At 43.5% G+C, this 22,846-nt stretch carries 22 protein-coding genes; 5 read left to right on the plus strand and 17 right to left on the minus strand.

The annotated features are described in order from the left end of the window. Positions 1–114 precede the first annotated feature (114 nt). Both PSE7429_RS11480 and PSE7429_RS11485 read right to left on the minus strand, forming a co-directional pair. Positions 115–561 carry a PPC domain-containing protein gene (locus PSE7429_RS11480; protein WP_052017698.1) on the minus strand — a complete coding sequence of 149 codons (447 nt, stop codon included), beginning with the start codon at positions 559–561 and terminating at the stop codon, positions 115–117. A 56-nt stretch (positions 562–617) separates the two neighbouring features. After that, a complete protein-coding gene (locus PSE7429_RS11485; RefSeq protein ID WP_009627359.1) occupies positions 618–1,460 on the minus strand; it encodes a segregation/condensation protein A in 843 nt (280 codons plus the stop codon). A gap of 84 nt (positions 1,461–1,544) precedes the next feature. Here PSE7429_RS11485 and PSE7429_RS26640 point away from each other — a divergent pair, with 84 nt between their 5' ends. Continuing rightward, positions 1,545–1,700, plus strand: a complete 156-nt coding sequence (locus tag PSE7429_RS26640; protein ID WP_173400662.1) for a hypothetical protein — start codon at positions 1,545–1,547, stop codon at positions 1,698–1,700. Between the two features lie 326 nt (positions 1,701–2,026). Here the strand turns inward: PSE7429_RS26640 and PSE7429_RS11490 are convergent, their stop codons facing one another. Next, positions 2,027–2,374, minus strand: coding sequence for a lipopolysaccharide assembly protein LapA domain-containing protein (locus PSE7429_RS11490; protein ID WP_009627360.1), 348 nt, complete (start codon positions 2,372–2,374; stop codon positions 2,027–2,029). A gap of 221 nt (positions 2,375–2,595) precedes the next feature. Next, positions 2,596–2,904, minus strand: a complete 309-nt coding sequence (locus tag PSE7429_RS11495; RefSeq protein WP_040688340.1) for a hypothetical protein — start codon at positions 2,902–2,904, stop codon at positions 2,596–2,598. A gap of 286 nt (positions 2,905–3,190) precedes the next feature. Between PSE7429_RS11495 and PSE7429_RS11500 the strand changes: the two genes are divergently transcribed. Further along, positions 3,191–4,048, plus strand: a complete 858-nt coding sequence (locus PSE7429_RS11500) for a fructosamine kinase family protein (RefSeq protein WP_009627362.1) — start codon at positions 3,191–3,193, stop codon at positions 4,046–4,048. Positions 4,049–4,082: 34 nt separating this feature from the next. Here the strand turns inward: PSE7429_RS11500 and PSE7429_RS11505 are convergent, their stop codons facing one another. After that, positions 4,083–4,739, minus strand: coding sequence for a hypothetical protein (locus PSE7429_RS11505; protein WP_009627363.1), 657 nt, complete (start codon positions 4,737–4,739; stop codon positions 4,083–4,085). Positions 4,740–4,913: 174 nt separating this feature from the next. On the opposite strand from PSE7429_RS11505, the gene PSE7429_RS11510 reads away from it, so the two are divergent. After that, positions 4,914–5,672: an SIMPL domain-containing protein gene (locus tag PSE7429_RS11510; protein WP_009627364.1), complete on the plus strand. Its 759-nt coding sequence runs from the start codon at positions 4,914–4,916 to the stop codon at positions 5,670–5,672. A 3-nt stretch (positions 5,673–5,675) separates the two neighbouring features. On the opposite strand, the gene PSE7429_RS11515 is transcribed toward PSE7429_RS11510, so the two are convergent. The 10 genes from PSE7429_RS11515 to PSE7429_RS25445 all read right to left on the minus strand — a co-directional run bounded on the left by PSE7429_RS11515 (position 5,676) and on the right by PSE7429_RS25445 (position 15,929). After that, entirely contained in the window at positions 5,676–6,197 is a 522-nt protein-coding gene (locus tag PSE7429_RS11515) for a hypothetical protein (RefSeq protein ID WP_009627365.1), read from the minus strand. 12 nt (positions 6,198–6,209) lie between these two features. Next, the gene (locus PSE7429_RS11520) at positions 6,210–6,830 is read right to left on the minus strand and encodes a hypothetical protein (RefSeq protein ID WP_009627366.1); all 621 of its coding nucleotides are present in this window, start codon (positions 6,828–6,830) and stop codon (positions 6,210–6,212) included. After that, on the minus strand, positions 6,818–7,579 hold the full coding sequence (locus PSE7429_RS11525) for a TIGR04255 family protein (protein WP_009627367.1): 762 nt from the start codon (positions 7,577–7,579) through the stop codon (positions 6,818–6,820). The genes PSE7429_RS11520 and PSE7429_RS11525 overlap by 13 nt, the downstream gene beginning before the upstream one ends. 174 nt (positions 7,580–7,753) lie before the next feature. Then, positions 7,754–9,049 (minus strand): adenylosuccinate lyase, encoded by a 1,296-nt coding sequence (gene purB, locus PSE7429_RS11530; RefSeq protein ID WP_009627368.1) that lies wholly within the window; start codon positions 9,047–9,049, stop codon positions 7,754–7,756. A gap of 198 nt (positions 9,050–9,247) precedes the next feature. Next, a complete protein-coding gene (locus PSE7429_RS11535; RefSeq protein ID WP_009627369.1) occupies positions 9,248–9,532 on the minus strand; it encodes a YggT family protein in 285 nt (94 codons plus the stop codon). Positions 9,533–9,762: 230 nt separating this feature from the next. Continuing rightward, positions 9,763–12,603 carry a M16 family metallopeptidase gene (locus PSE7429_RS11540; RefSeq protein WP_233424340.1) on the minus strand — a complete coding sequence of 947 codons (2,841 nt, stop codon included), beginning with the start codon at positions 12,601–12,603 and terminating at the stop codon, positions 9,763–9,765. A gap of 676 nt (positions 12,604–13,279) precedes the next feature. Beyond that, the gene (locus tag PSE7429_RS11545) at positions 13,280–13,951 is read right to left on the minus strand and encodes a hypothetical protein (protein WP_009627371.1); all 672 of its coding nucleotides are present in this window, start codon (positions 13,949–13,951) and stop codon (positions 13,280–13,282) included. 167 nt (positions 13,952–14,118) lie between these two features. Then, on the minus strand, positions 14,119–14,760 hold the full coding sequence (locus PSE7429_RS11550; protein WP_009627372.1) for a ParA family protein: 642 nt from the start codon (positions 14,758–14,760) through the stop codon (positions 14,119–14,121). A gap of 322 nt (positions 14,761–15,082) precedes the next feature. Beyond that, complete coding sequence (lspA, locus tag PSE7429_RS11555; RefSeq protein ID WP_009627373.1) at positions 15,083–15,565, minus strand: signal peptidase II; 483 nt, start codon at positions 15,563–15,565, stop codon at positions 15,083–15,085. A 190-nt stretch (positions 15,566–15,755) separates the two neighbouring features. Continuing rightward, positions 15,756–15,929, minus strand: coding sequence for a hypothetical protein (locus tag PSE7429_RS25445; RefSeq protein ID WP_009627374.1), 174 nt, complete (start codon positions 15,927–15,929; stop codon positions 15,756–15,758). A gap of 244 nt (positions 15,930–16,173) precedes the next feature. Here PSE7429_RS25445 and rpaB point away from each other — a divergent pair, with 244 nt between their 5' ends. Beyond that, positions 16,174–16,911 (plus strand): response regulator transcription factor RpaB, encoded by a 738-nt coding sequence (gene rpaB, locus PSE7429_RS11565; RefSeq protein ID WP_009627375.1) that lies wholly within the window; start codon positions 16,174–16,176, stop codon positions 16,909–16,911. Positions 16,912–17,017: 106 nt separating this feature from the next. Here the strand turns inward: rpaB and PSE7429_RS11570 are convergent, their stop codons facing one another. Both PSE7429_RS11570 and PSE7429_RS23575 read right to left on the minus strand, forming a co-directional pair. Beyond that, positions 17,018–17,305, minus strand: a complete 288-nt coding sequence (locus PSE7429_RS11570; RefSeq protein ID WP_009627376.1) for a DUF3288 family protein — start codon at positions 17,303–17,305, stop codon at positions 17,018–17,020. A gap of 23 nt (positions 17,306–17,328) precedes the next feature. Then, positions 17,329–18,513 (minus strand): hypothetical protein, encoded by a 1,185-nt coding sequence (locus PSE7429_RS23575; protein ID WP_009627377.1) that lies wholly within the window; start codon positions 18,511–18,513, stop codon positions 17,329–17,331. Between the two features lie 1,121 nt (positions 18,514–19,634). On the opposite strand from PSE7429_RS23575, the gene secA reads away from it, so the two are divergent. Beyond that, positions 19,635–22,445: a preprotein translocase subunit SecA gene (gene secA, locus PSE7429_RS11585; protein ID WP_009627378.1), complete on the plus strand. Its 2,811-nt coding sequence runs from the start codon at positions 19,635–19,637 to the stop codon at positions 22,443–22,445. The last annotated feature ends 401 nt before the right edge of the window (positions 22,446–22,846 follow it).

A 22,846-nucleotide genomic window follows, 5' to 3' on the forward strand; every position in this document is an offset into this window, starting at 1 on the left:
CCGCCCGCTGCGCGGGCGGTATGCTCTTCTAGGTTTTTATGCCTAGTTACTTACTAATTAAAGTGCCTGTGGCTTCGACTCCGCTCAGCTAACTTTGGCTGAGCGGAGTCGAAGTCAGTCGATCGCGCGGAGTTTAGTTACCTTGAGGGTAAATTTACCACCGCTACTACCACCAAAAGATGAAACGCGAATGGTGTATTTTCCCGATTGACGGACTTTAAAAAAGATCGATGAGTTGGTAGTATCGCTTGCCACATCATCATTTTCCGTAATTACATCACCCTTACTATCCAACAGGCTTAATACAGTGTCAAAGGCTTGCGATTCCACATTGATTTCTAGCCGCTCATCCTTCTGGACATCAATTAGGTAATCGCGGGCAAATCCTTTTTGACCTGTGGGAATATCTTTTTCAGTTAGGATGTCATTTACTTCAGCACCACTATTAATAGAGATCGGCTTGTATGATGATATCGGAATTTGCGCTAATGACTGTGGAACAAAATTGACTGCTGAAATTGCGATCGCGCCTAACCCAGAGATGATAAAAGGAGAAAACACATATCTCCGAACTGATTTTACTAGAGAATTTTGACTGTCAAATAATTTAAGCTGCTTCACGAAACTTCTTTTAATTCAGAGAATGTTAATTGTAACTGAGTAGATTCTACTGTGGAATTAGTCGAACCATTAGTAAATGCTATTTCTTTACTGGTTGGGGCTTTAGCAGTTGGGGCTTTAATTGTAGGCACGATCTGAATCTTCCCATAAAATTCTGTCTGGAATAGCTCAACCTTTGACTGAGAAGACATCAGCAATAGCCCCCAAAATACCCCCACGCGATCGTTAAATACTTCAGCGAGATCGGATATTTCAATCTCTTCATCGGGATGGAGCAAAAAATAATGCTCGATTTCCGTAACCATCTCCGACAAATTTTCCTTGTGAGCGAGCTGGGCGATCGCTTTCATGGCGGCGCGTCTTGCCACCTTGCCCTGCATTTGGCGTTTAGCAGGCTTGCTAGTTTTGCGATCTACGATCTCGGCGATCGATTCGATCTGCGCGATCAGTTCCTCTAGGGTGATCCGCCTCGCTTTGGGGGGCAAAGCCACGGGCAAACGGCGCAAGCGTTTATCAAAATCCATTGGTAGCCGCATCGAATCGGAAACAACCTCAGTATCCAAATTATCCAGATCTGAGTCATCGTTGGTTTCTTGATCGTAGGCAGCTTGACTGTCCGATAGGGAGTTTGCCTTCAGCAGAACCAGCATTGATGCATAAAGCATCGCCTGTCCTGAGTCGTACAAATCGTGGCGATCGCTAACAATTAACCGTGACAGAAAGCGATCAACCACATCGATCACCTGTACGTCCCAAGGATCGATCTCGCCTCGTTCTGCAAGGTCGATGAGTAGGGCAATGGCATCTTTGGTAACTGATTCGGCGATCGATAGAGTCATGGAGCTTACGAGAAGCGGATGCTTAAAAATATCATCGATTGCGATGAAATAACAAATCTCTTTAGCTTTTCTCTTTAGCTTTTTATGTCTTCTGGTTTTAAGAGATCGGCGATCGCGGCAATTTTGATTTTTCCTACAGCAATTATCGATCAAACGAACCACAAGAGAATTTTTGAATGCGTTGCTTCGCAACGCATTCAAAAATTCTCTTGGTTTGGGTTTGAGCGCAAAGCGCTGTAAGTCAAGTAATACCAAATCACAAAATGGCTACGCCATTTTGTGATTTTAAAACCCTTACTAAGTTTGGGTTTTAATTCCCACAAGTGTAGCCACACTTGATGGGAATTGGTATAAGGCTCTTGCGGATAAAAAATGTCCCACCTAATTATCTAGCTTCGACTCCGCTCAGCTAAGGTTGGCTGAGCGAAGTCGAAGCCACATATAAAACCCTAAAACCTGCGATGCACGCGCAGCGTGCATCGCAAGTTTTATTTAATTATGCTGAGGTACTTGCACCTTAAAAATCAACTTTTAAAAATCAACTTTTAAAAATTAACTTTTAAAAATTAATTTTTAGATTTATCTTCATCAATTTCCACATCGATCGCTGAGGCGGAAACTAACCGCTTGCGCTCTTCAATCTCGACGCTCAAATTCTGTACGGTTTCTTGCAAATTCTGAATCTGCACATTTTTATTACGCATTTCAATTGATTTTTGCAATCCCGACCAAACACTAAAGATCCAAGCCAATACTGCTCCTAATCCCATTGCTAAAATTAGTTCGACAGAGATCGGTGCAGCAACTTTAAGCTGGGGAATAATTTGAATGGATGCTGGCGAGGTGTTTTCTAAAGCAAATAATACTAAGGCAAGGGCAACGATAAAAAAGACAACGAAATTTATTTGACGCACGAGAATTACACCTCACTTCTATACTCTTAGCTAATGATTTATCAGACAACGTTCATAATGTCTACAACAAGATAGAGGTAGCGATTTGAGCTACCTCTAATGTAGCTAGGTGCAATTAAATATAAAACCCAAAAACCTGTAGCGCACGCTGTGCATGCGCTACAGGTTTTTGGGTTTTAATTATACTGAGTTGCTTAGCCCATACTTTTACAGTTAAGTTTCTAAATAGAAGCCTTTACAGCGGTTTTGCGAACGCCAGATATTTTGGCATGATTGTGCTTGATTTCTTCTTCAGTCAAAGGCACGATATCAATATGATTAAATAGGGTGGTAACAAAGGTAAACAGCAAAAATGGTAACGATGTTACGACAATTAGACCAACTGCGCCGAAGGAATAAACTGGTTTGCTCATTAAGGACAAAGCCGAAGCCAGAGCCACAAAAATTACTCCTAACCAAACAATTACTTGACCCAAAATATCGCTAAGGGTAAGTGTACAAACAAAGCGGTATTTACCAATATCGTTCATCATATAATTTCACCAGTCAAGCTAGTTTTTAAAGTTTTATTAAATAAAAAATTTCAAGTTATTAATTCACAGTATACGAACCTTCCTTGAGGTTTTGGGTTACGTTTTATTGAGAATTCCAAAGCACGATCGCTATCTTGGGGATTATAGCTACCGCCAGTCTTGTTAGAACAAAATTAAAACCCCAAAGAGGGTTGCTGCGGGGGGCGCAGCAACCCTCTTTGGGGTTTTATGTCCTGATACAGTTGACAGTAGCTATAACATCACCAAATTTTGGATAAAAATTATGTGGGAAGAAATTGCGATCGCTATTTCGCAAGCAACTGGCGAAAAATTTCATGCCGATCGCTGTCAGGCAAAGTCGGGCGGATGCATTAACCAAGCGAATATGCTATCCGATGGCAAACGGCAATTTTTTGTAAAAACGAATATTGCAAATTGTTTAGATATGTTTGTTGCCGAGGCGATCGCTTTAAAACAAATGCATGAGACTAAGACGATTCGCGTCCCGCAGCCCATTTGTTGGGGAACTGTGGGGGAAACTTCTTATTTAGCGATGGAAAATCTTGAATTGGGCGGTAGTCAAGATTGGGAAGCAATGGGTAGAAATCTAGCGGCAATGCATCGGGTAACTAGCGATCGCGGGTTTGGGTGGGATCGCCACAATACCATCGGTGCTACGCCGCAGATCAACAACTGGACGAACGATTGGATTGATTTTTGGCGGGAATATCGACTCGCTTTTCAAATTCGTTTGGCTAAGCGTAAAGGTTGGCGGTGCGCCGTACCCGAAGAAAAAATCTATGAGGCTATCCCTAAATTTTTTCGAGATTATCAGCCAAAACCCGCAATGGTGCATGGCGATCTCTGGGGCGGTAATGCGGCGTTTGTTAATGGTGAGCCTGTGATTTTTGACCCTGCGCTATATTTTGGCGATCGCGAAGTTGATCTTGCCATGACCGAGTTATTTGGCGGATTTCCATCACAGTTTTATCGCGCCTACAATGGGGCTTATCCCCTTGATGCGGGCTACAGAGAGCGCAAAAATCTCTACAATCTCTATCACATTCTCAATCATTTCAATCTCTTTGGCGGTGGCTACGGTTCCCAAGCTAGTCGGATGATTGAGAGTATCTGCCAATAAGAAAGAGCGCAAAGCGCTCTTTCTTATTGATATTTTAAGCGGTTGCTTCTTGTTCGCTTTCGATTAAAGGCGATCGCAAGCAGAGGTAAATCAATGCGCCGACTAGGGGAACTAGGGCAATAAATGTAAAAAAGCGATCGCTACTCATGCCACGTCTTTCCATATCGTCACTAAGCAACCAAGGAAATAGCAGTGACAACATACAGAAATCTAAACTCATGACATGGATAAATCGGCTAGTTTGCCATTGCTGAAAGAAATCTGCCCAGTTGCCATTGGCAAATCCGTAGAACAAAAAGTAACTTGCGATCGCGGTAACCCCAATTCCTGTCCAGCGTGACTCTAATAGGGAAATCAGTCGATTCTTTTTGCCGATAAAGGTGGGATTTGGTTCGCGCAGGGCAAAGTAGGGAAGTAGAATAAAGGCTCCTGCCAAAAATGACAGGCTAGCAAATAGCCAAGCGGGTACTTTTTGTCCGCGTCCGTCGCTGGCTAGCATACAGGCATAGATGAAGGGAAATATGCCCATGAGGTTAAACAGGGCAACGATCAAGGCATTTGTGCCTTGCCAGTCTCCCGTACTCAACTTGAGAATTAGTTGCAAGGTATCGGGGCGATCGGGCGGCGCGAAGATGAAGGCATAGACCGAAAATAAAATCCAAATCAACCAAAATCCAAGTTTATTAGGCATAAATCAAATAGTTGCTTACTAATCCTATTAAAACCTAGAAATAGTTTTGGTGATAAGTTGCGTATAGTGGGATTCTGCTGCATCTAAGCTATTTCGTTAGTTGCGATTTATTGCATCCTGTAACCAATGCCAACCATCTGCGTCAGCTAACTTAGCCCCGATCCCCACAAAGCCATGCTGCCAGAGTCCAACGCCCCATCACCCAAACTTCAATTCCCGCAACTATTTAGCGGAATGCTTGCCCTCGCGATCGCCCTAGTCGGTAGCGCCTATCTCGCAGGAAATGCCCTGCGATCGCTCAGATCCAATGACAACCTTACTGTAATCGGTTCCTCAACCCGTCCGATTCGTTCCGATTTTGTAATTTGGCGAAGTTCCGTTTCTAGTCAGCAAGCCACATTGCCACTCGCCTACCAAGAACTTAAACGCCATTCCGACAAAGTGCAAGCCTACTTCAAGAGCAAAAATATTCCTAAAGACGCAATCTCGCTGAGTGCGATCGATACCCAACCCATTCCTGAGACCAATGGGAATGGCGCACAAACAGGTCGGACTATCGCCTATCGCCTCGTCCAACGTTTTGAAATTCGTTCCAAAGATATCGATGCCATTACTGCGATCGCGCGATCGAGTACCGACTTGATTAATGATGGTCTGCCCTTTATTTCTGAACCTGCGGAATACCTCTATACCGAACTTGGCAAATTGCGAGTAGACATGATTTCCGAAGCAACCAAGGATGCTAAAGCGAGAGGTGAAGCGATCGTCAATGTCTCAGGCAGTCGCCTCGGCACAATCCGCAAAGCCGAAACCGATGTCTTCCAAATTACCGCCCGATATTCCACCGAAGTCAGCAACAGTGGCGCATACAACACCACCACCATCGACAAAGATATCCGCGCCGTAGTCGCAATTACCTTTGCGGTTGAGTAAGCTTTATCTCCATGACTGGCATTCGCAAGACTCTGCATCAATATCTGTTGACTTGCATCCGATTTGTCTTTGATATTCAAGGATGCAAGTCGTTTGTCTTTTTTTGCAACGATAAGCTTCTCTTTGTTTACTCATCAAGTTGTAGCAAAGGTTATGAAAAATGCTTTTATTGATATCAGCATCAAAGTGTAAAGATTTAACGTATAAACAGTCCCCATTGGGAACGTTTTCAAATACTACTCCAACCTCTTGCAACTCACTTTCTTCTATCCAGATAAAATCAATATCCCTATTTTTTGGGGTTGCTGTAGCAGTCAGTGAAGCTACTACACCATAAAATTCGCTCTCGGTGCTGATATACCAAAGACTGTGTTTTCGCTCATCAGGAAAAATTTTCTCTGAGGCTAATTTAGCCCGCAAAGACAAGTCATTATCTCCTTCCTGTGGATGCCAATGAGTAAGCTTATTTAGTTTTCTGATAAAAACGCCAGAACGAATATCAAAATCTGCAAGAGTTGGAAGCATAAGCAATTAAAACTACTCTAGATCAAGCTCTTGCAAAGCTTCTTTTGTATAGTCACAAATATATTGATCTTTGTCAAAGTTATAACGCTCTAAAGCATTTTTAATAGTATTTACATCAATTTCATCAGCAATAATTAACAAAGCATCTATAATCGATGCTTTAATCGTTCGTCTGTTAGTTGGAGGAATGACATCAAAAATCAACCTGTATCTTTGCATAGGCTCGACTTTATAAGCACAAGCAATCGCTTTAATTAATATTTCTAAGCAAGTTTCTGCAACGCCTCTATGAGATTCATTATCTAACATTGGAATATATAGCTTTTTAGCAATTAATCCAAGTATTTCTAAAACAGCAAAACTATCAGTTTCAGCTAACAAGTTAACTGCGCCATCATAGCTATCATTAGCTTTACTATTTACTCCCCAACGTAAAACATCTAAAACAGATTGCCATGAACTAATATATTGAGAAACAACCTTTCTTGATTTAGATCTTTGCAATGAAGATGACAAAAAATACTCTCTAACAAGTAGATCTGGATCACTCCAATAAGCAACAGAACCCGTTTTGGAAGAGTTTTGAATATTCTCTAGCTTGTAATCTTTTGAACTAGTACTTAATCCAGCCATTTAAAACCCCATTCTTTTTTAATTTCATCAGTAACCAAGCTTAAAAAAGTTTCTACTGTAGATTTATGTGCTAAGTCAAACCATGTTTGGCTATCTGTAGCATTTATCCCTATAGTGCTAGCGGTTAATTCCAAAATAATAACTGGAAGATTATCATTTGGCTTAACACCTTGATGTAATCTAACAGATAATTTCCCATTATTTTCTTTTAGTTCAAGTTCTAAATTAAAGTCAAATACTCTAGTCTTTAAAGACAGATCATCAAACCTGTTAGCAAGAAATTTAAATATCTTTTGATGATCACTAACACTGTTCCACCCAAAAGCTTGATCTATTTGATTAATGTACGAAAGCTCATAACGAATTGGTTGTAATGGCGAACTTTCAGTACTTATCCACCAGTCTTGAAAATCTTGCCACTCTTGAGCAAATCTCGGATAAATTTCTTGAAAATGAGGATACTGATCTTCCTCATCTTGCCGTCGCCAATTGTAATGAAAACGGTTTGCTTGCAACTGGATTAGTTGTCTTCTATCTTCAGATTCAAACCAAACTCTACGAAGATTTGGAAGAATTGATAAAAATTCAATTGTACCTATGGGGGGGCGATCTAATGGTGGGTTAGGGAACTTATTTCGGATGGTTTGCCAATATAAACCAAAATGAACAGATGAAAATTCTGTGGCATTGAACTCAACTCCACAAATTACCTCTGTTAGTGGTGATTTTGCGAACTTGGCTCTTAACATGTTTTTTCTTAAGACAGGTGCTGAATTGGTTTAACGATAACTTGTTGTATGTCCAAAGTTATACTGCGATCATAGCTTGATTCAGTCTGTATAAACTTTAGCGAATATCACGAAAAATAAAAAAACAAACTAAAAAGGTAGCTTATCCGCTACCTTTTTCATAAAATCGGAAAATTATATCCCTAATCTTTGATAAATCTGATCAAGATTCTTCAGATGCTTATTAGGATCAAAACAAGCGGCTAACTCTTCTTCAGAGAAAGTTTTCTGAACGGTTTCATCTTCGCTGATCAACTTACGGAAATCACCGTCGGTTTTATTCCATGCAAGGTGCGCGGCTTTCTGGACGATCGCATAGCTATCTTCACGGCTCAAGCCCTTAGTTACCAATCCGAGAAGTACCTGTTGGCTGAAGACTACACCTCCATAGCAATAGAGGTTGCGTTCCATATTGTGAGTATGCACCAACAGATTTTTCACGAGATCGGTGATTTCTGTCAGCATGAAATGCGTAAGGATACAGCTATCGGGAAGTAGCACCCGTTCCGCCGCACTGTGGGAAATATCACGCTCATGCCATAGAGCCACATTTTCGAGAGCCGTCGTCGCATAGCCACGCAACAAACGCGCCATACCTGTTAAACGCTCCGAACGAATCGGGTTACGCTTGTGAGGCATTGCCGATGAGCCTTTTTGTCCCTTGGTGAAATGTTCCTCAACTTCGAGTACATCCGTACGTTGTAAGTTACGAATTTCTACGGCAAAACGTTCGATCGACGCACCAATGAGGGCTAATACTTGCGAAAACTCGGCATGGCGATCGCGGGAAATTACCTGCGTCGAGGCACAGTCGGGCTGTAGCCCTAACTTCTGACAGGCGATCGCTTCAATACGCGGGTCAACATTGGCATAAGTACCAACAGCGCCCGATATTTTACCGACAGCAATTGTTTTACTTAAGTTCAATAGGCGATCGCGATGGCGCAACATTTCTGCCAACCAGCCAGCAAGCTTAAACCCAAAAGTAATTGGCTCCGCATGAATACCATGCGTCCGACCCGACATAATCGTATAACGATGCTGCTGAGCCTGATAGCGAATTGCTTGGATCGCCTCCTCTAGCTGCGCTTGAATGATTTCTAAACTATCTACTAATTGCACGGCTAGAGCCGTATCTAACACATCGGAACTAGTCAGACCGAGATGAATATATCGACCTGCATCACCTACATATTCATTTACATTAGTCAAAAACGCGATCATGTCGTGTTTGACCGTTAACTCAATTTCATTGACGCGATCGGCATCGAAGTTTGCCTTCGCCTTTATCTCTTCGACAGCATCAGCAGGAATATATCCTAATTCAGCCTGTGCTTCGCAAACGGCAACTTCAACCTGCAACCAAGTTTGGTACTTGTGCCGATCTGTCCATAATCGACCCATTTCGGGTAACGTATAGCGTTCTATCAAGACTTAAGCTCTTGGAATAATCACAATTTCTAATTATAGCAAATCTCTAAAGCAATGAATAACTATTAATTTTATAAGTTAAGTAATACCAAAGCTCAAAATGGCTATGCCATTTTGAGCTTTGGTATTACTTACTAGGTTTGGTTTTTAATTCACAAAAGTGTTGTCACACTTTCGTGAAGTTGCTATAGACATTTCCTATTGCATCATGGTCAAAATGCCCTGTTGACCTAATAACATTTCCCGCAAGAGGCTAAAAATGCCGACCCCAATCACAGGCGAAATATCAATACCGCCAATCGGGGGGATTAATTTTCTCAGCACAAACAACAATGGCTCTGTTGGGATCGCAATCAAACTATAGGGGAACTGCTTGAGAGGGATTTGAGGATACCAAGTCATGATGATACGAAATATATACATCAGGATCAGTAAACCCAGAAAGATATTGAGAGTAAGAGAGCTAATGGCGATCGCGTCCACGACTATAACCAGTTTTAAAAATTAGACATTTTATATAGTTCTTAATCCTAACAGTTTTATAGCTGTCACTGCTAAGTAGCCAGTCGCAATTAAATGTAAAAGCCAAAAAGCTGTGGCGCACGCGCAGCGTGCGCCACAGCTTTTTAATCTGGGTTAGCTACTTAGCCCAATAATGCCAATTCCCAAAATGGCGTTGCCATTTTGGGAATCTCAAAACCTTATAGGGATAGCTATGATTTTTTAGGGACAATCGAAACAATCAGGAGTTTGTCTGGTTGTAATAACTCTTTTGCTGCCCGATTAACCTGTTCTAGGGTTACAGATTGAATCCGTTGAGGAAACTTGTAGAAATCACCCACAGGTAAGCCATAGGTTTCATCGCTGAGCAAAGATTCCGCAATACTATCAGGATTAGCAAACTCCGTAGAGAAACTATTGATTAAGCTCTTTTTGGCAACCTCAAACTCCGCTGGCGTAATCCCTTTATCGCGGACATCTTTCAGCAATGCCACCGTAGCATCGATCGCTTTTTGGGTATCTTTACCGCTGGTTTGCATCTGCACGATAAACGTCCCCTGTGGTGGTTTACCTGCTTGGAAGAAACTGTAAATACCATAGGTCAAACCAAGGCGATCGCGAATTTCCGTGCCAAGACGGCTGGATAAAGTATCACCACCGAGGACTTGATTCAGCATTAAAGCTGGGTAATACTCAGGATCGTTCCGCGAAATGCTGGGATGCCCCATTAGGGTTACGGCTTGAGTTTTTCCTGCGAGAGCCACCTGCTTCTCACTGGTAGCAGCAAGATTGGCAACTTTGGGGAATTTAAATTGGGGAGGTTGACCGACAGCTTGCCATTTGCCCAACTTTTCCTCTAGCAAATTTCTTACCACTGCGGGCTCAAAATCTCCCGTGAGAGTCAGAATTGTATTGTCTGGGCGGTAATATTTTTTGTAAAAAGACACCAAATCTTCTCTTTTTAAAGATTTGAGTGTCGCTTCCGTTTTCATCGCATTAAACGGATGTCCTTTGGGATAGATCGTTGATTGAAAGATCCGACGGGCTAGAGAACTAGGGTTATCTAGCTCTGATTTAAGAGATAAAAGATTGCGCTGAAGATTTAGTTCAAACTCTTTGTTTGGGAAATTCGCATTTTGAAGCAAGTCAGCGAGTTGGTCGATCACAATTGGCAGATCTTTTGCCATCGAGATCCCCGAAATACCCACGCTTTCCCTTCCTGCCGAAAAGCCTAAACTAGCCCCGACATTTTCCAACCTCGAAGCAAGGGTGAGCGCATCCTTGGTCGTTGTACCATTGGTAAGATTTTGGGCGGTGATTCCTGCTAAGCCTGCTTTCTCAATTGAGTCAAATCCTGCACCTGCATTGATTTGCCCTACTAGAGTTACCGTTGGCGTACTGCGATCGCGTAGTAGTAAAACTTTGAGCCCATTGGCAAGGGTGAACCGATCGGGCTGAACGGCGGTAGGAACTCCCGCATTAGCTGTCAACGCACTTTCTGGTAAGTATTTAGCAACTTCCGCAGGATCTACTGGCGAACTGGGCTTGAAAGCTTCCGAGGAATGGGCATTGCTGGGGGTCGTGCCAGCATCGGCAGTGATTACCGAAGGCTCGAAATATCCCACCACACGTCGCTCTTTTTGCAGGTATTGCTTCGCGACCCTACGAATATCAGCAACTGTTACTTTCTCGACAGCCTGTAGATAGCGATCGCTGTAACCATAGTCTTTAGCAACGGTTTGGTTATAACCGATCTGAATTGCTTGGGAATTAATATCCCGATTACCCAGAATGTAACTAGCTCGCATACTGGTTTTAGCGCGTTCTAATTCTTTAGCCGTTACGGGCTGGGTTTGGATCTTTTCGATCTCAGCGAGGATCAGGCGATCCAGTGCTTCTAGGGATTTACCAGCGGTTGGGGTCGCACTGATAAAGTACCAACCCGTCCCAATCTGGGTCGATGAATTCCCACTAACGCTACTAGCTAAACCTGTTTCCACTAAAGCTTGATAAAAGCGCGAACTTCTCCCCGCAGTAAGGATGCTATCCATCACATCGATCGCCGCTACATCAGCACCATCAACATTTGGTAAATCAGGATAAACAGCTTGCAAGAAGGGAACGCTACCAGGTTCCTTGAGGCGAATGGGTTCCTTGGTTGACATTGGCGCAGGAGGTTTGGGCTTTTGTCGCTGAGCCTCAGCAGTGATTAAAACCTTGGGCTTAGGCGGTGCGGCGATCGAACCATAGATCTCACGCACTTTTTGGAGTGTAGCTTCAGTCTCGAAATTGCCAACAATTACCAAAGTGGCATTATCAGGACGATAAAAAGTGCGGTAATAGTTCTGAATATCCTCAACTGTAAAATTTTCTACCTCAGGACGATAGCCAATGACAGGCCAACCATAGGAGCTATTGGGATAGGCTGCTAGCATGACCTGACGATATAGCCTTGTCCCTGGGTTATTGTTGCCCCCATCAAGTTCCGATAAAACGACTGTACGCTCGCTTTTAAGTTCTTTTTCACCTGCAACCGTATTCACCATGCGGTCAGCTTCCAATCGCAGCATCGCATCCAGCTTATCGCTACCAGTCGTACCAAAGTAGGCAGTCATGTCGTAGCTAGTAAATGCATTGGAGTTACTCCCTAAGGCACTAAATAACCGTCCAAACTGGATCGGACGGTCTTTGGTACCTTTAAACATCAGATGTTCAAGTTGGTGGGAAATGCCAGTAATTCCTAGCTTCTCATTTTGCGAACCAACCCGATACCAAACCTGTACGCTCACCACTGGAGCCGTATTTACCTCCTTCGTTAAAACTGTCAAACCATTATCTAAGATAGTTTTAACGACATTGCCTGTGAGTGAATCGGGGGATGGGCTAGAAATTGTAGAAGTTTGGGCAAGATCGGTCTGAGCGGCATAGGCTTGACTACTTGAAAATTGTGACAAAGATGATTGCCATGACAATGGCAAGTTACCGAGCATGACCGCAGCGATCGCTGCGGCTAGTCCTCGACTCAAAAAAGAGAGCATAAAATTACGCTTCACCGAGATCTCCACGAAATACAGCTTTTATTATAGTTGTGCGGATAGGGTAGACATATTAAGCCCAATTGCCACCAAAATCCTCAGGAATAAATCAACAGAGATTTTGCGTTAAGTATCCCTACTGACGATCTAAGGATTTTGACAGCTTATTTGCATTTTGTATCCCATCAATTGGGCGATCGCTATGATTAAAGCATTTTGAGAGGTTAATATAAAATGCTTTAATCATAGCGATCGCCACTAAGATTTTCAGGTAAGTTAAAATCCCAAAAAAGTAATGCAAATCGACCTATCAACGCCATATTTTTGGGTAATAACTACATCAGGAATATCATATAAATAAGCTGTAGCAATACAGTTTTTATAAATCTTCGCCTCAAGTATTGGGGATTTCTAGCATATAGCAATTTTAAAAAGTTGGCGAAAACCCATTCTAAAGGGGCAAGCTTTACAAACCTCAAAATATATAAACCATTTGAGATTGGTATCGTATTCCTAAATGATTTGGAAATGTATATGTCACTACTCGCGTTAGGACAAAATTAACACCCAAGAAGAGAAGGTTGGCGCAAAGCTCCAACCTTCTCTTCTTGGGTGTTATGTACTAAGGGAATTGTTATTCATTAAAGTACCTGTGGCTTCGACTACTCTCAGCCAACGTTAGCTAAGCGTAAACTCAATCCATCCAACCAATATTTTTATTGTTGATCCTTTGTAACTGTTCGTTAGAGCCCGTAGGACGAGCATAGGGATTGCGATCGCGGTGAGGGTAGGGCTGCTCAACGGGTTGTTTGCGTGGCGTGGCTCTGTTTTGGGTGGTTTGGGGATTTTGCGAAACTAATTGTGAAGATCCAGACAAGTCAGTTGCGGCGGATGCAGCTATTTCTTTGCTTGCATTTATAGCTTTGCCCTGTGCTTCGATCTGCGCTGAGAGTTGAATATTAGCCTCAGCCAACCGAAGATTATCCCGTTTGACTTCTACGAGTTGTCGATCGAGGTCATTTTTGAGACTTTCGATCGCCGCCAAGGACTTTTGCAAAAGTTCGATATTGGTATGACTAAACTGTAATTCTTTTTGGAGGGAGGCTACAGTCTTTACAAGTTCGGCTTCCCTTTGTTGCGATTGGGCAAGGGACTGATCTAGCTCCGCAATTCGCGCTTGGGAGCGATCGCCATTATTCAATGCTAGACCAATGGCTTTGTTGCTAGCTTCGTTAACGGTTTCGGCTTTTACTTCAATAGTTTGTTCCGTAACGTTACTCGTTACTTCTTGACTGGTGACTTCAGTTTCTTTTTGGACTTCATCACGAAGTAAATCTGAAATTCCGACTTTCTTTTTGATAGACATAATTTTTAAGCGTTATTTAATTCTCTATTTATACCAATTCACGAAAATGTGACAACACTTTTGTGAATTAAACACCAAACCCAGTAAGGTTTTGAGATTCCCAAAATGGCGTTGCCATTTTGGGAATTGGTATTAATTCTCTGATGGACAAGGCAAAGCCCTGCCCATCACCTGAAGATATCTCGTCGTAATTCATCGACAACTCTTCGATAGTCTGCTTCTGCTTCTCGCGCATTCTTGCCTTTCCATTCCGTTACTAATTTTCCTTCTAGAGCGGCGCGCTCATGGGCTTTGTAAGCTCTTACAAATGCATGAAAAACTGGTACTCCCACTTCTTGCAAAGTATTTTGCGCTTCCAGAGCCTCGTTGAGACATCGCGGATCAACGCGAGTGAGCAAAACTCGATGGGGCACTTGAGCAGGTCTGACGGTGCTTTTGACCGTATCGATGAGAGCCGTTAAATCCATTGGTGCGGGAGGACTTGGCAAAACCAAATAATCGGCGATCGCTACAACAGTAGCAAGGGCATGGGAATGCAGTGCAGGCGGAGTATCTACCAATACTAGATCGTAACTGCTAAGTTTCGGCAATTTTCTTAAATGCGTCGGATCGATTTCCTTGGCAATATCAAAGCCCATATCTTGATCGCCACGACCGACCCACCAAGACAAACTCCCCTGTACGTCAGCATCTACCACTAACACCTTGAACTCTAGGGCAAATATACCTGCAAGGGCGATCGCCGTTGTTGTTTTACCCACACCCCCCTTACCATTGGTCACGACTACAATTTTTGGGGAATTTGCCATGCTACTAAGACTCTTAAATAATTTACTAAATTCAATTCTATTTGGGTTAGACAAATTGTCTCGTTTTGCAAAAGATTTCGTTACTAATTCGTTACTAATTAGTTCAGCATAATTAAACTTAAAACCAGAGAGCGTACTGCCCGCTACGCGGGCGGTACGCTCTTCTAGGTTTTAAGTTTAATTCTTAGCTACTTAATTCGTTACTAAGTAAGTGGGCTTACTTAAATATAAAACCCTAAAACCAGCGGCGCACGCTGCGCGTGCGCCGCTGGTTTTAGATCTGGATTTTAATTATGCTGAGGTACTTAACGTTAGGGTCACCCTATTTTTTAGACTTAGATGGTTTAGCCGCAATCAAAACTGCGATCGCTAAACAGACTAAGCCCACATTGATAGAGACATCGGCGATATTAAAAATCGCAAACCGAATAATCCTAATATCGATAAAGTCAACTACGTATCCAGCCACAAAGCGATCGATGCCATTTCCTGCGGCTCCCGCCAAAATACAGCCATAACCCACCTGCTCCCATCGCGTTAGCCTTTTCCCAAAAATACCAAAAGCAACTAGCCCCAAACTAACGATCATCGATACCCACTTAAGCCAATCGATCTGACCACTAAATAGGCTAAAGGCTGCTCCTGTATTAGTAGCATAGGTAAAATGAACGACCCCATCTATTAAGGGAAAGGATTTGCCAGCCTTGAGGTATTGTACGACTAAATATTTGGAGGCTTGATCGAGAACTAATCCCAAAATTGCCGCAATCCAGTAGAGAGAGTTCTCGATTTTGCCAGATGTCATAACTAGGAAACGACTAAAAATTAATTACTAATAGCTAATTACTAATAAGTACCTCAGCATAATTAAAATCCAGATCTAAAACCTGTAGCGCACGCGCAGCGTGCGCGGCAGGTTTTAGGTTTTTATATTTAATTAAGCCCACTTACTTAGCTAGAACAGTAAAAGAAGGCGTACCGCCCCCTTTGTCTCCCTAGCTTATATCAATTAGCCCTAGCCATGCTAACAATCCTTTCCCAGTAACAAGTTCGATCGCTACAGCAATAATGAACCCGATCATTGCCGCACGACCGTTTAATCGCTCTGCATAGGTGTTAAATCCCATTTTGGGATCGGTAGCCTGTGGTACTTGAGTTGGTTCAGTCACGATCAAAAATCCTCATTTTGTCTAAAGCTTCACTCAATTTTATCGCAATCCCCCGCATAAAGCCCGTTATAAAACCGAAATAACCCTCTATACAGCTCTTGCTTGGAGAAACCTATATTCTGAAACTTTAAGTTTTGTTTTCGGATTGTAACGACCAGTTTCTTGTAAACTTAGTTAAATAAATATGTAAAACAATAAAATTTTACTGAATTGCAGCTAGCAACATAGTGGAGTGTAAACTGGCTTGGAAAACCATAAGGAAAAAATTCTAGTTGTGGACGACGAAGCAAGTATTCGTCGGATTCTGGAGACACGTCTTTCAATGATCGGTTACGAGGTCGTCACCGCCGCAGATGGCGAAGAAGCGATCCAAGTTTTTCATACAGAAAATCCTGACTTGGTAGTTCTCGATGTCATGATGCCAAAACTCGACGGCTACGGGGTATGTCAAGAGCTACGAAAAGAATCTGATATTCCGATTATCATGCTGACAGCTTTAGGTGATGTTGCCGATCGCATTACTGGACTTGAATTAGGTGCGGATGACTACGTTGTAAAGCCCTTTTCGCCCAAAGAATTAGAAGCAAGGATTCGTTCGGTATTGAGACGATTTGATCGCAATGGCACATCAGGTATCCCCAGTTCTGGTGTGATTCATATTAATACGATCAAGATCGATACTAACAAGCGTCAGGTCTATAAGTCTGATGAGCGCATTCGTTTGACAGGTATGGAGTTTAGTTTGTTGGAATTATTAGTCGGGCGATCGGGCGAGGCTTTTTCAAGAGCCGAAATTTTACAAGAGGTTTGGGGATATACCCCTGAGCGTCATGTCGATACGCGCGTCGTTGACGTACATATTTCGCGTCTGAGGGCAAAGCTTGAAGAAGATCCTAGCAATCCTGAGTTAATCTTGACGGCAAGGGGGACAGGCTATCTATTCCAACGTATCATTGATGGTTCAGAATCAAAACAAGCCTAAAAAAATGACCTCCCGTGGAGGTCATTTTTTGGGCTTGTTGTTTGATATTCATAACTTGATTTCGGGTTAGGTGTCAGATGGTAAACCCCACCCGATCGCTAATTTTCTATGCCCAGTCATCCTGTCCTTCATCCTGCGCCATATAAACTTTGCCCATCGCATGAATTGCTCTGGTTTTTACAAATAATTCTTCCTCAGTTAATTGCCAATTATTCAGGATCTTTAATAGATCGGTTTGAATGTCCCGCGCTCCGATAAATCCCTTATAGCGGACGATCAGACGAGCAAGATCGGCATAGTCACGATTGCTCTGACGTGATTGAGCTAGCAATTCGTTAACAATTTGCCGATCCTTGGTGTACTGAGGATGTCGTTGATCCTTTGCTTCTGCCATGAGATTTGGTTAGACGTTTGAAATTACTGTCTCAGAATGACAACCTCATTGCCAGTAACAGGTGTACGGGCAATCAGATGATTTTCGGCATCAGCCACAAATAATTTCTTGAAATTGAGTGATTGAGAACGAATTTGCAGATCTTTTACCAATTGGCTCTGTTGAGTTGGTTCTAACTGATACCATCCCTCATTGAGAGCTACAATCAAGCGTCCGCGCTTAAAGTTGGTCTGAACAGAACCAAGCAGTGATTCGCCGTACTGATTGGCAACTTCAGCAACTTGGGTTTGGATTTTGGCGATCTCAATTTGTTCGGCAGTTAACGGTACATCTCCACGCTCTGGCTTAACCAAGTCCTTATTAACTGGTTGCTTTTGGGGATTAGTGCTAACTGGTTGGCTAATTGCAATCGGGCTGGTTGCCACCTTTTTCAGGTTTTGGCTATGGGCATGGGATGGCTTGAGAAGGATCAGAAGCGAAAATAGCGTAACTAAAGCGATCGTACCAGCACGCTTATCGAGAATGCGCTTGATTTCATCGGAGAGGGGAACCTGTCCTGCAATACTACCCATAGAACGCCAAATTGGAGCAGTAGCCGTAACTGTCTTTTTCCAAGCTTCATTTTCTTGTAGTTTTTCCCAAGAATTGACCAAGGTTGGGGTTGAAGCTGCTTTAGCTGAGGCTTTTTGCCAAATATTGGTGGCGATCGGATCGAGTTTGTCCACCGAAATCTGTAGGAATCCTAGGATTTTGGGAGTCACTTGCTCTTTCACAAACTTCCAAGCAATGCCAAACTCCTGTTTAACTTGCGCTACTAGCGGAGAATCTGCTTCAGTAGAGGCATTTAGCAGTCCAGTCACCTCACCATTGGCATCTAACTTGCTTTCTTGACCTTCTAGATTTTGTTGAAGTTTGGTTAGAGCGCTGACTAACCCAGCGATCGCCTTGGCTGACAATACCTGCCCTGTTTGCAAAAATTTATTGAGGGTAGGGTTGCTAGAGATATCAGCGGTAGCGGGTTCGGGCTGTCCTTCTACTGTCGTCACCTTGGAAGGGGTAAGCTTGGTTTGCAGATTGCGCAGTGAAGGCAGCAAGCTTTTCACAAGTTTTAGTAATAGCGCTTGCAATTGCGGCTGTACCTTTGTCCAAGTCTCTCCAACTTGTTGAGTGACACGCTCAAATGCTTCTTTATTCTTGTTTTCTGTCATAACTGCCTCCTGTCACAATTCACACGGTTTCATGCAAGGTATCACAAATTATGCAGTGAGCGTAACATAATCTGGAGGCATTTCTTGGTATTTCGATATAAAGCCTTAAGTTTTACCCTGCCATGAATCTGCTCTCTAATCCTTGCCCAGCCAAGATCTATGGCTATTTTTAAATAATTGTGAACCCATTTTGCGAACCCATTTATAACTACAGTCACTTGACTTAGCCCATAAAACCCCAAAGATGATTGTCGGCACTTCGCGCCGCTAATCATCTTTGGCAATCAAAACACGTTGCTATAGCAGTAATAGGCAGCTATGCGCAAAAACATAAAGACCAATATCCTTGGTTATACCTAGTGTTACACTTAGTGATCGCCTGCAACGTGATCGCCTGCAACGTGATCGCCTGCAACGTGATCGCTCTAGATTTTAATTAACGTCAGTTCGGGTTAAGCTGGCAAATTTTAAAAGCCCAAAAATAAAAGCCTTGCTAAGCAAGGCTTTTATTTTTGGGCTTCGAGAAAGGGTTTGCGTAGCAAACCCTTTCTCAAATCCCGCTTCAAATTATCCCGAATTCACGTTATAGCTATAGTCAGTAATGTTAGGACAAAAATCAACCCCAATAGGGAGTTGTGGCGCAAAGCGCCGCAACTCCCTATTGGGGTTGATGTCCTGACTTACAGCACTTTGCGCTCAAACCTAAGCCAAGGAAATTTTTGAAAGCGTTGCTTCGTAACGCTTTCAAAAATTTCCTTGTGGTTCGTTTGCTCAGTAATTGCTGTAAGTGAATATAGCTATGATTTTACGTTGTTTTACGTTGTTTTAAAGGACGCTATCTAGTAGCTAGACAATGCAACAGAAGATCTAAAGCAGGTTTAGTCTCTCGATAGGTATAGGCAACTAACCCAGCAAGGAGGTTAACTAGTCAGTAAAGGCGATTAGTTAAAGGCGATTAGTTAAAGGAGATTAGTTAAAGCGATCGCATTTACAGATCGCTTGATCGCTTCGGTTATCCGAAGCTCGTATTCCCAACAGTCGGGTAGTATATACTGGTAGTCCAAAATCGTATTTAAAGATCACGTTTGGCGCAATCCCCGTTTTAACTGCATTCGGTAGCTATGTTTAACTTAAAAAACCTGATTGGCGATCCTAATAAGCGCAAGCTTGACAAACTCCGTCCCGAAGTGGCTCTCATTAACTCCCTAGCCCCAGAGTTAGCGGCGCTGAGCGATCGCGAATTGCAAGGAAAAACAGGAGAGTTCAAACAACGACTCGAACAAGGCGAACCGCTTGACGATCTGCTACCTGAAGCCTTTGCCGTCGTCCGCGAGGCTGCCACCCGTGTTTTAGGGCTGCGGCATTACGACGTACAAATGCTAGGTGGGATGGTGCTTCATCGGGGCGAAATTGCCGAAATGAAAACAGGCGAAGGCAAAACCCTCGTTGCAACCTTGCCTAGCTACCTCAATGCCCTTTCAGGAAAAGGTGTGCATGTGGTTACGGTTAACGACTACCTCGCTCGCCGCGACGCAGAATGGATGGGGCAAGTCCACCGCTTTTTGGGGATGTCGGTAGGCTTGATTCAAAACTCTATGGAGCCATTCGAGCGCCGTAAAAACTATAGCTGCGACATTACCTACGCCACCAATAGCGAGCTTGGTTTCGACTACCTTCGAGACAACATGGCGACTAGCATCGAAGAAGTGGTGCAACGTCCCTTTAACTTTTGTGTAATTGACGAAGTCGATTCGATCCTGATTGACGAAGCACGAACACCACTGATTATTTCGGGAATGGTCGAGCGTCCGACCGAGAAATATATTGGCGCAGTGACGATCGCTGCCCAATTACAAAAAGAAACCCACTACGAAGTTGACGAAAAGCAACGTAACGTGATCATGACCGATGAAGGCTTTGAGCTTGCTGAAAAGCTGCTTAATGTTACGGATCTATTCGATCAAGCCGATCCTTGGGCGCATTATGTGTTTAATGCCCTCAAAGCCAAAGAATTATTTTTAAAAGATGTCAATTACATCGTCCGCGATGACGAAGTGACGATTGTTGATGAATTTACAGGGCGCGTTATGCCAGGTCGCCGTTGGAGCGATGGATTGCATCAGGCGATCGAAGCCAAAGAAGGGGTAGCGATCGAAAATGAAACCCAGACCCTCGCGACAATTACCTATCAAAACTTCTTCCTGCTCTATCCCAAGCTTGGTGGCATGACTGGCACGGCAAAAACCGAAGAAGCCGAACTTGGCAAAATCTACAATCTCGAAGTCACCACCATGCCTACCAACCGCAAGAGTGGAAGGGGTGATTGGTCGGATGTGGTTTACAAAACCGAAGCGGCGAAATGGCGAGCCGTTGCCGAAGAATGTCGCGAAATGCATGAAATGGGTCGTCCCGTTCTCGTTGGAACTACAAGTGTTGAGAAATCAGAAGTTCTATCGCGTTTGCTCAGCGAAAAAAATATCCCTCACAACTTACTGAATGCGAAGCCTGAAAATGTAGAACGCGAATCAGAAATCGTTGCCCAAGCAGGTCGTAAAGGTTCGGTAACGATCGCCACGAACATGGCAGGTCGCGGCACGGATATTATTCTCGGCGGCAACGCTGACTACATGGCGAGGTTGAAAGTCCGCGAAAGCTTTATGCCGCAAATCGTTCGTCCTGAAGACGATAGCGACTTTACCAATGCAGGTCAGAGAATGTTTGGCGAGCGTCCCGAAAAGGGTCAAGGCTTTGGCTCCAATACCGAAAAAGCAAGAAAGAAGAATTGGAAAGTCTCCGATAGTCTTTTCCCTTGTGAACTCTCTAAGGATGCGCAAGCCTTGCTGAAGGATGCCGTTGATTTTGCAGTTGATAAACTGGGAAGAATGAGTCAATCGGAACTCGAAGCAGAAGAAATGCTTGCCGTTGCCTCTGAGAAAGCCCCGACTGAAGATGAAGTCACTCAAAAATTGCGTGATGCTTTCATCCTAATCAAACGTGAATATGAAGCCGTAACTGATGCTGAGCATGAAGATGTTACTAAACTTGGTGGTCTCCATGTCATCGGTACGGAACGTCACGAGTCGCGCCGCGTTGATAACCAGTTGCGCGGTCGTTGCGGTCGCCAAGGTGACCCTGGTTCCACCCGCTTTTTCCTCAGTCTCGAAGATAATCTGATGCGGATTTTTGCAGGCGATCGCGTAGCGGGCTTGATGAATGCCTTCCGTGTAGAAGAGGATATGCCGATCAGTTCGGGAATGTTGACTAGCGCCCTAGAAAACGCCCAGAAGAAAGTGGAAACCTACTATTACGACATTCGGAAGCAGGTCTTTGAATACGACGAAGTCATGAACAATCAGCGTCGAGCGATCTATGCTGAGCGTCGCCGTGTTCTTGAAGGGGAGAATCTTCGCGATCGCGTTATCGAATATGCCGAACGCACGATGGATGATATTGTCAATGCCTATGTCAATCCCGAACTTCCCCCTGAAGAATGGAATCTTGTAGCGATGGTCAAAAAAATCAAGGAGTTTGTGAATCTGCTCCAAGATCTTGAACCAGAGCAACTCGATGATATGTTTTTACCTGAAATGCAAGCATTCCTGAGGGAAGAAGTCCGTCGAGCCTACGAAATCAAAGAAGCGCAAGTTGAAGTATTGCAGGCTGGCTTGATGCGTCAAGCCGAGCGTTTCTTTATTTTGCAACGCATTGATACGCTCTGGCGTGACCACCTCCAAGCAATGGAAGCCTTGCGCGAGTCCGTCGGCTTGCGGGGCTACGGTCAAAAGGATCCCTTAATCGAATATAAGAGCGAAGGCTACGAAATATTCCTAGATATGATGACCCAGATTCGTCGGGATGTCGTCTACTCGCTATTCGAGTTCGATCCTCGCCCACAACCCCAAACAGACATGATCGAAGCCGAATTTGTCTAATGTTTAAATAATCTCAAGAGCCTAACGAGAGTAGTGGCAACTTATGCCACTACTCTCTTTTTAGGGTTGGGAGTTTTCAATATATAGCTATCGCCCAAGAAGGGAAGGTTGGCGCAAAGCGCCAACCTTCCCTTCTTGGGGCTTGATCTTGTCTTAATACCTTACTTTTCCCGTTATCTCTGAAACCCTCTCTGTGCAAGGGTTTTAGAATCCAACCTATTTGCAATAAGTTTCGCTTAACGACAATACGCAACGCTAGAATAAGGCTTGTGGCGGTAGGAATATTGACGGTTACGCTGGAATAAAAAGATAACGGGAAAAGTAAGGTCTTAATACCAATTCCAAAAATGGCGTTGCCATTTTTGGAATCTCAAAACCTTACTGGGTTTGTTTTTAATTCA

Source organism: Pseudanabaena biceps PCC 7429 (assembly GCF_000332215.1).
Classification (GTDB): Bacteria; Cyanobacteriota; Cyanobacteriia; order Pseudanabaenales; family Pseudanabaenaceae; genus Pseudanabaena; species Pseudanabaena biceps.

What these genes read in the sequence shown, in the direction of transcription:
- PSE7429_RS11485 (WP_009627359.1), bottom strand. Translation starts at nt 1,460, where the DNA reads ATGACTCTATCGATCGCCGAATCAGTTACCAAAGATGCCATTGCCCTA.
- PSE7429_RS26640 (WP_173400662.1), top strand. Translation starts at nt 1,545, where the DNA reads ATGTCTTCTGGTTTTAAGAGATCGGCGATCGCGGCAATTTTGATTTTT.
- PSE7429_RS11495 (WP_040688340.1), bottom strand. Translation starts at nt 2,904, where the DNA reads ATGAACGATATTGGTAAATACCGCTTTGTTTGTACACTTACCCTTAGC.
- PSE7429_RS11500 (WP_009627362.1), top strand. Translation starts at nt 3,191, where the DNA reads ATGTGGGAAGAAATTGCGATCGCTATTTCGCAAGCAACTGGCGAAAAA.
- PSE7429_RS11505 (WP_009627363.1), bottom strand. Translation starts at nt 4,739, where the DNA reads ATGCCTAATAAACTTGGATTTTGGTTGATTTGGATTTTATTTTCGGTC.
- PSE7429_RS11510 (WP_009627364.1), top strand. Translation starts at nt 4,914, where the DNA reads ATGCTGCCAGAGTCCAACGCCCCATCACCCAAACTTCAATTCCCGCAA.
- PSE7429_RS11515 (WP_009627365.1), bottom strand. Translation starts at nt 6,197, where the DNA reads ATGCTTCCAACTCTTGCAGATTTTGATATTCGTTCTGGCGTTTTTATC.
- PSE7429_RS11520 (WP_009627366.1), bottom strand. Translation starts at nt 6,830, where the DNA reads ATGGCTGGATTAAGTACTAGTTCAAAAGATTACAAGCTAGAGAATATT.
- PSE7429_RS11525 (WP_009627367.1), bottom strand. Translation starts at nt 7,579, where the DNA reads ATGTTAAGAGCCAAGTTCGCAAAATCACCACTAACAGAGGTAATTTGT.
- PSE7429_RS11545 (WP_009627371.1), bottom strand. Translation starts at nt 13,951, where the DNA reads ATGTCTATCAAAAAGAAAGTCGGAATTTCAGATTTACTTCGTGATGAA.
- PSE7429_RS11550 (WP_009627372.1), bottom strand. Translation starts at nt 14,760, where the DNA reads ATGGCAAATTCCCCAAAAATTGTAGTCGTGACCAATGGTAAGGGGGGT.
- lspA (WP_009627373.1), bottom strand. Translation starts at nt 15,565, where the DNA reads ATGACATCTGGCAAAATCGAGAACTCTCTCTACTGGATTGCGGCAATT.
- PSE7429_RS11570 (WP_009627376.1), bottom strand. Translation starts at nt 17,305, where the DNA reads ATGGCAGAAGCAAAGGATCAACGACATCCTCAGTACACCAAGGATCGG.
- PSE7429_RS23575 (WP_009627377.1), bottom strand. Translation starts at nt 18,513, where the DNA reads ATGACAGAAAACAAGAATAAAGAAGCATTTGAGCGTGTCACTCAACAA.
- secA (WP_009627378.1), top strand. Translation starts at nt 19,635, where the DNA reads ATGTTTAACTTAAAAAACCTGATTGGCGATCCTAATAAGCGCAAGCTT.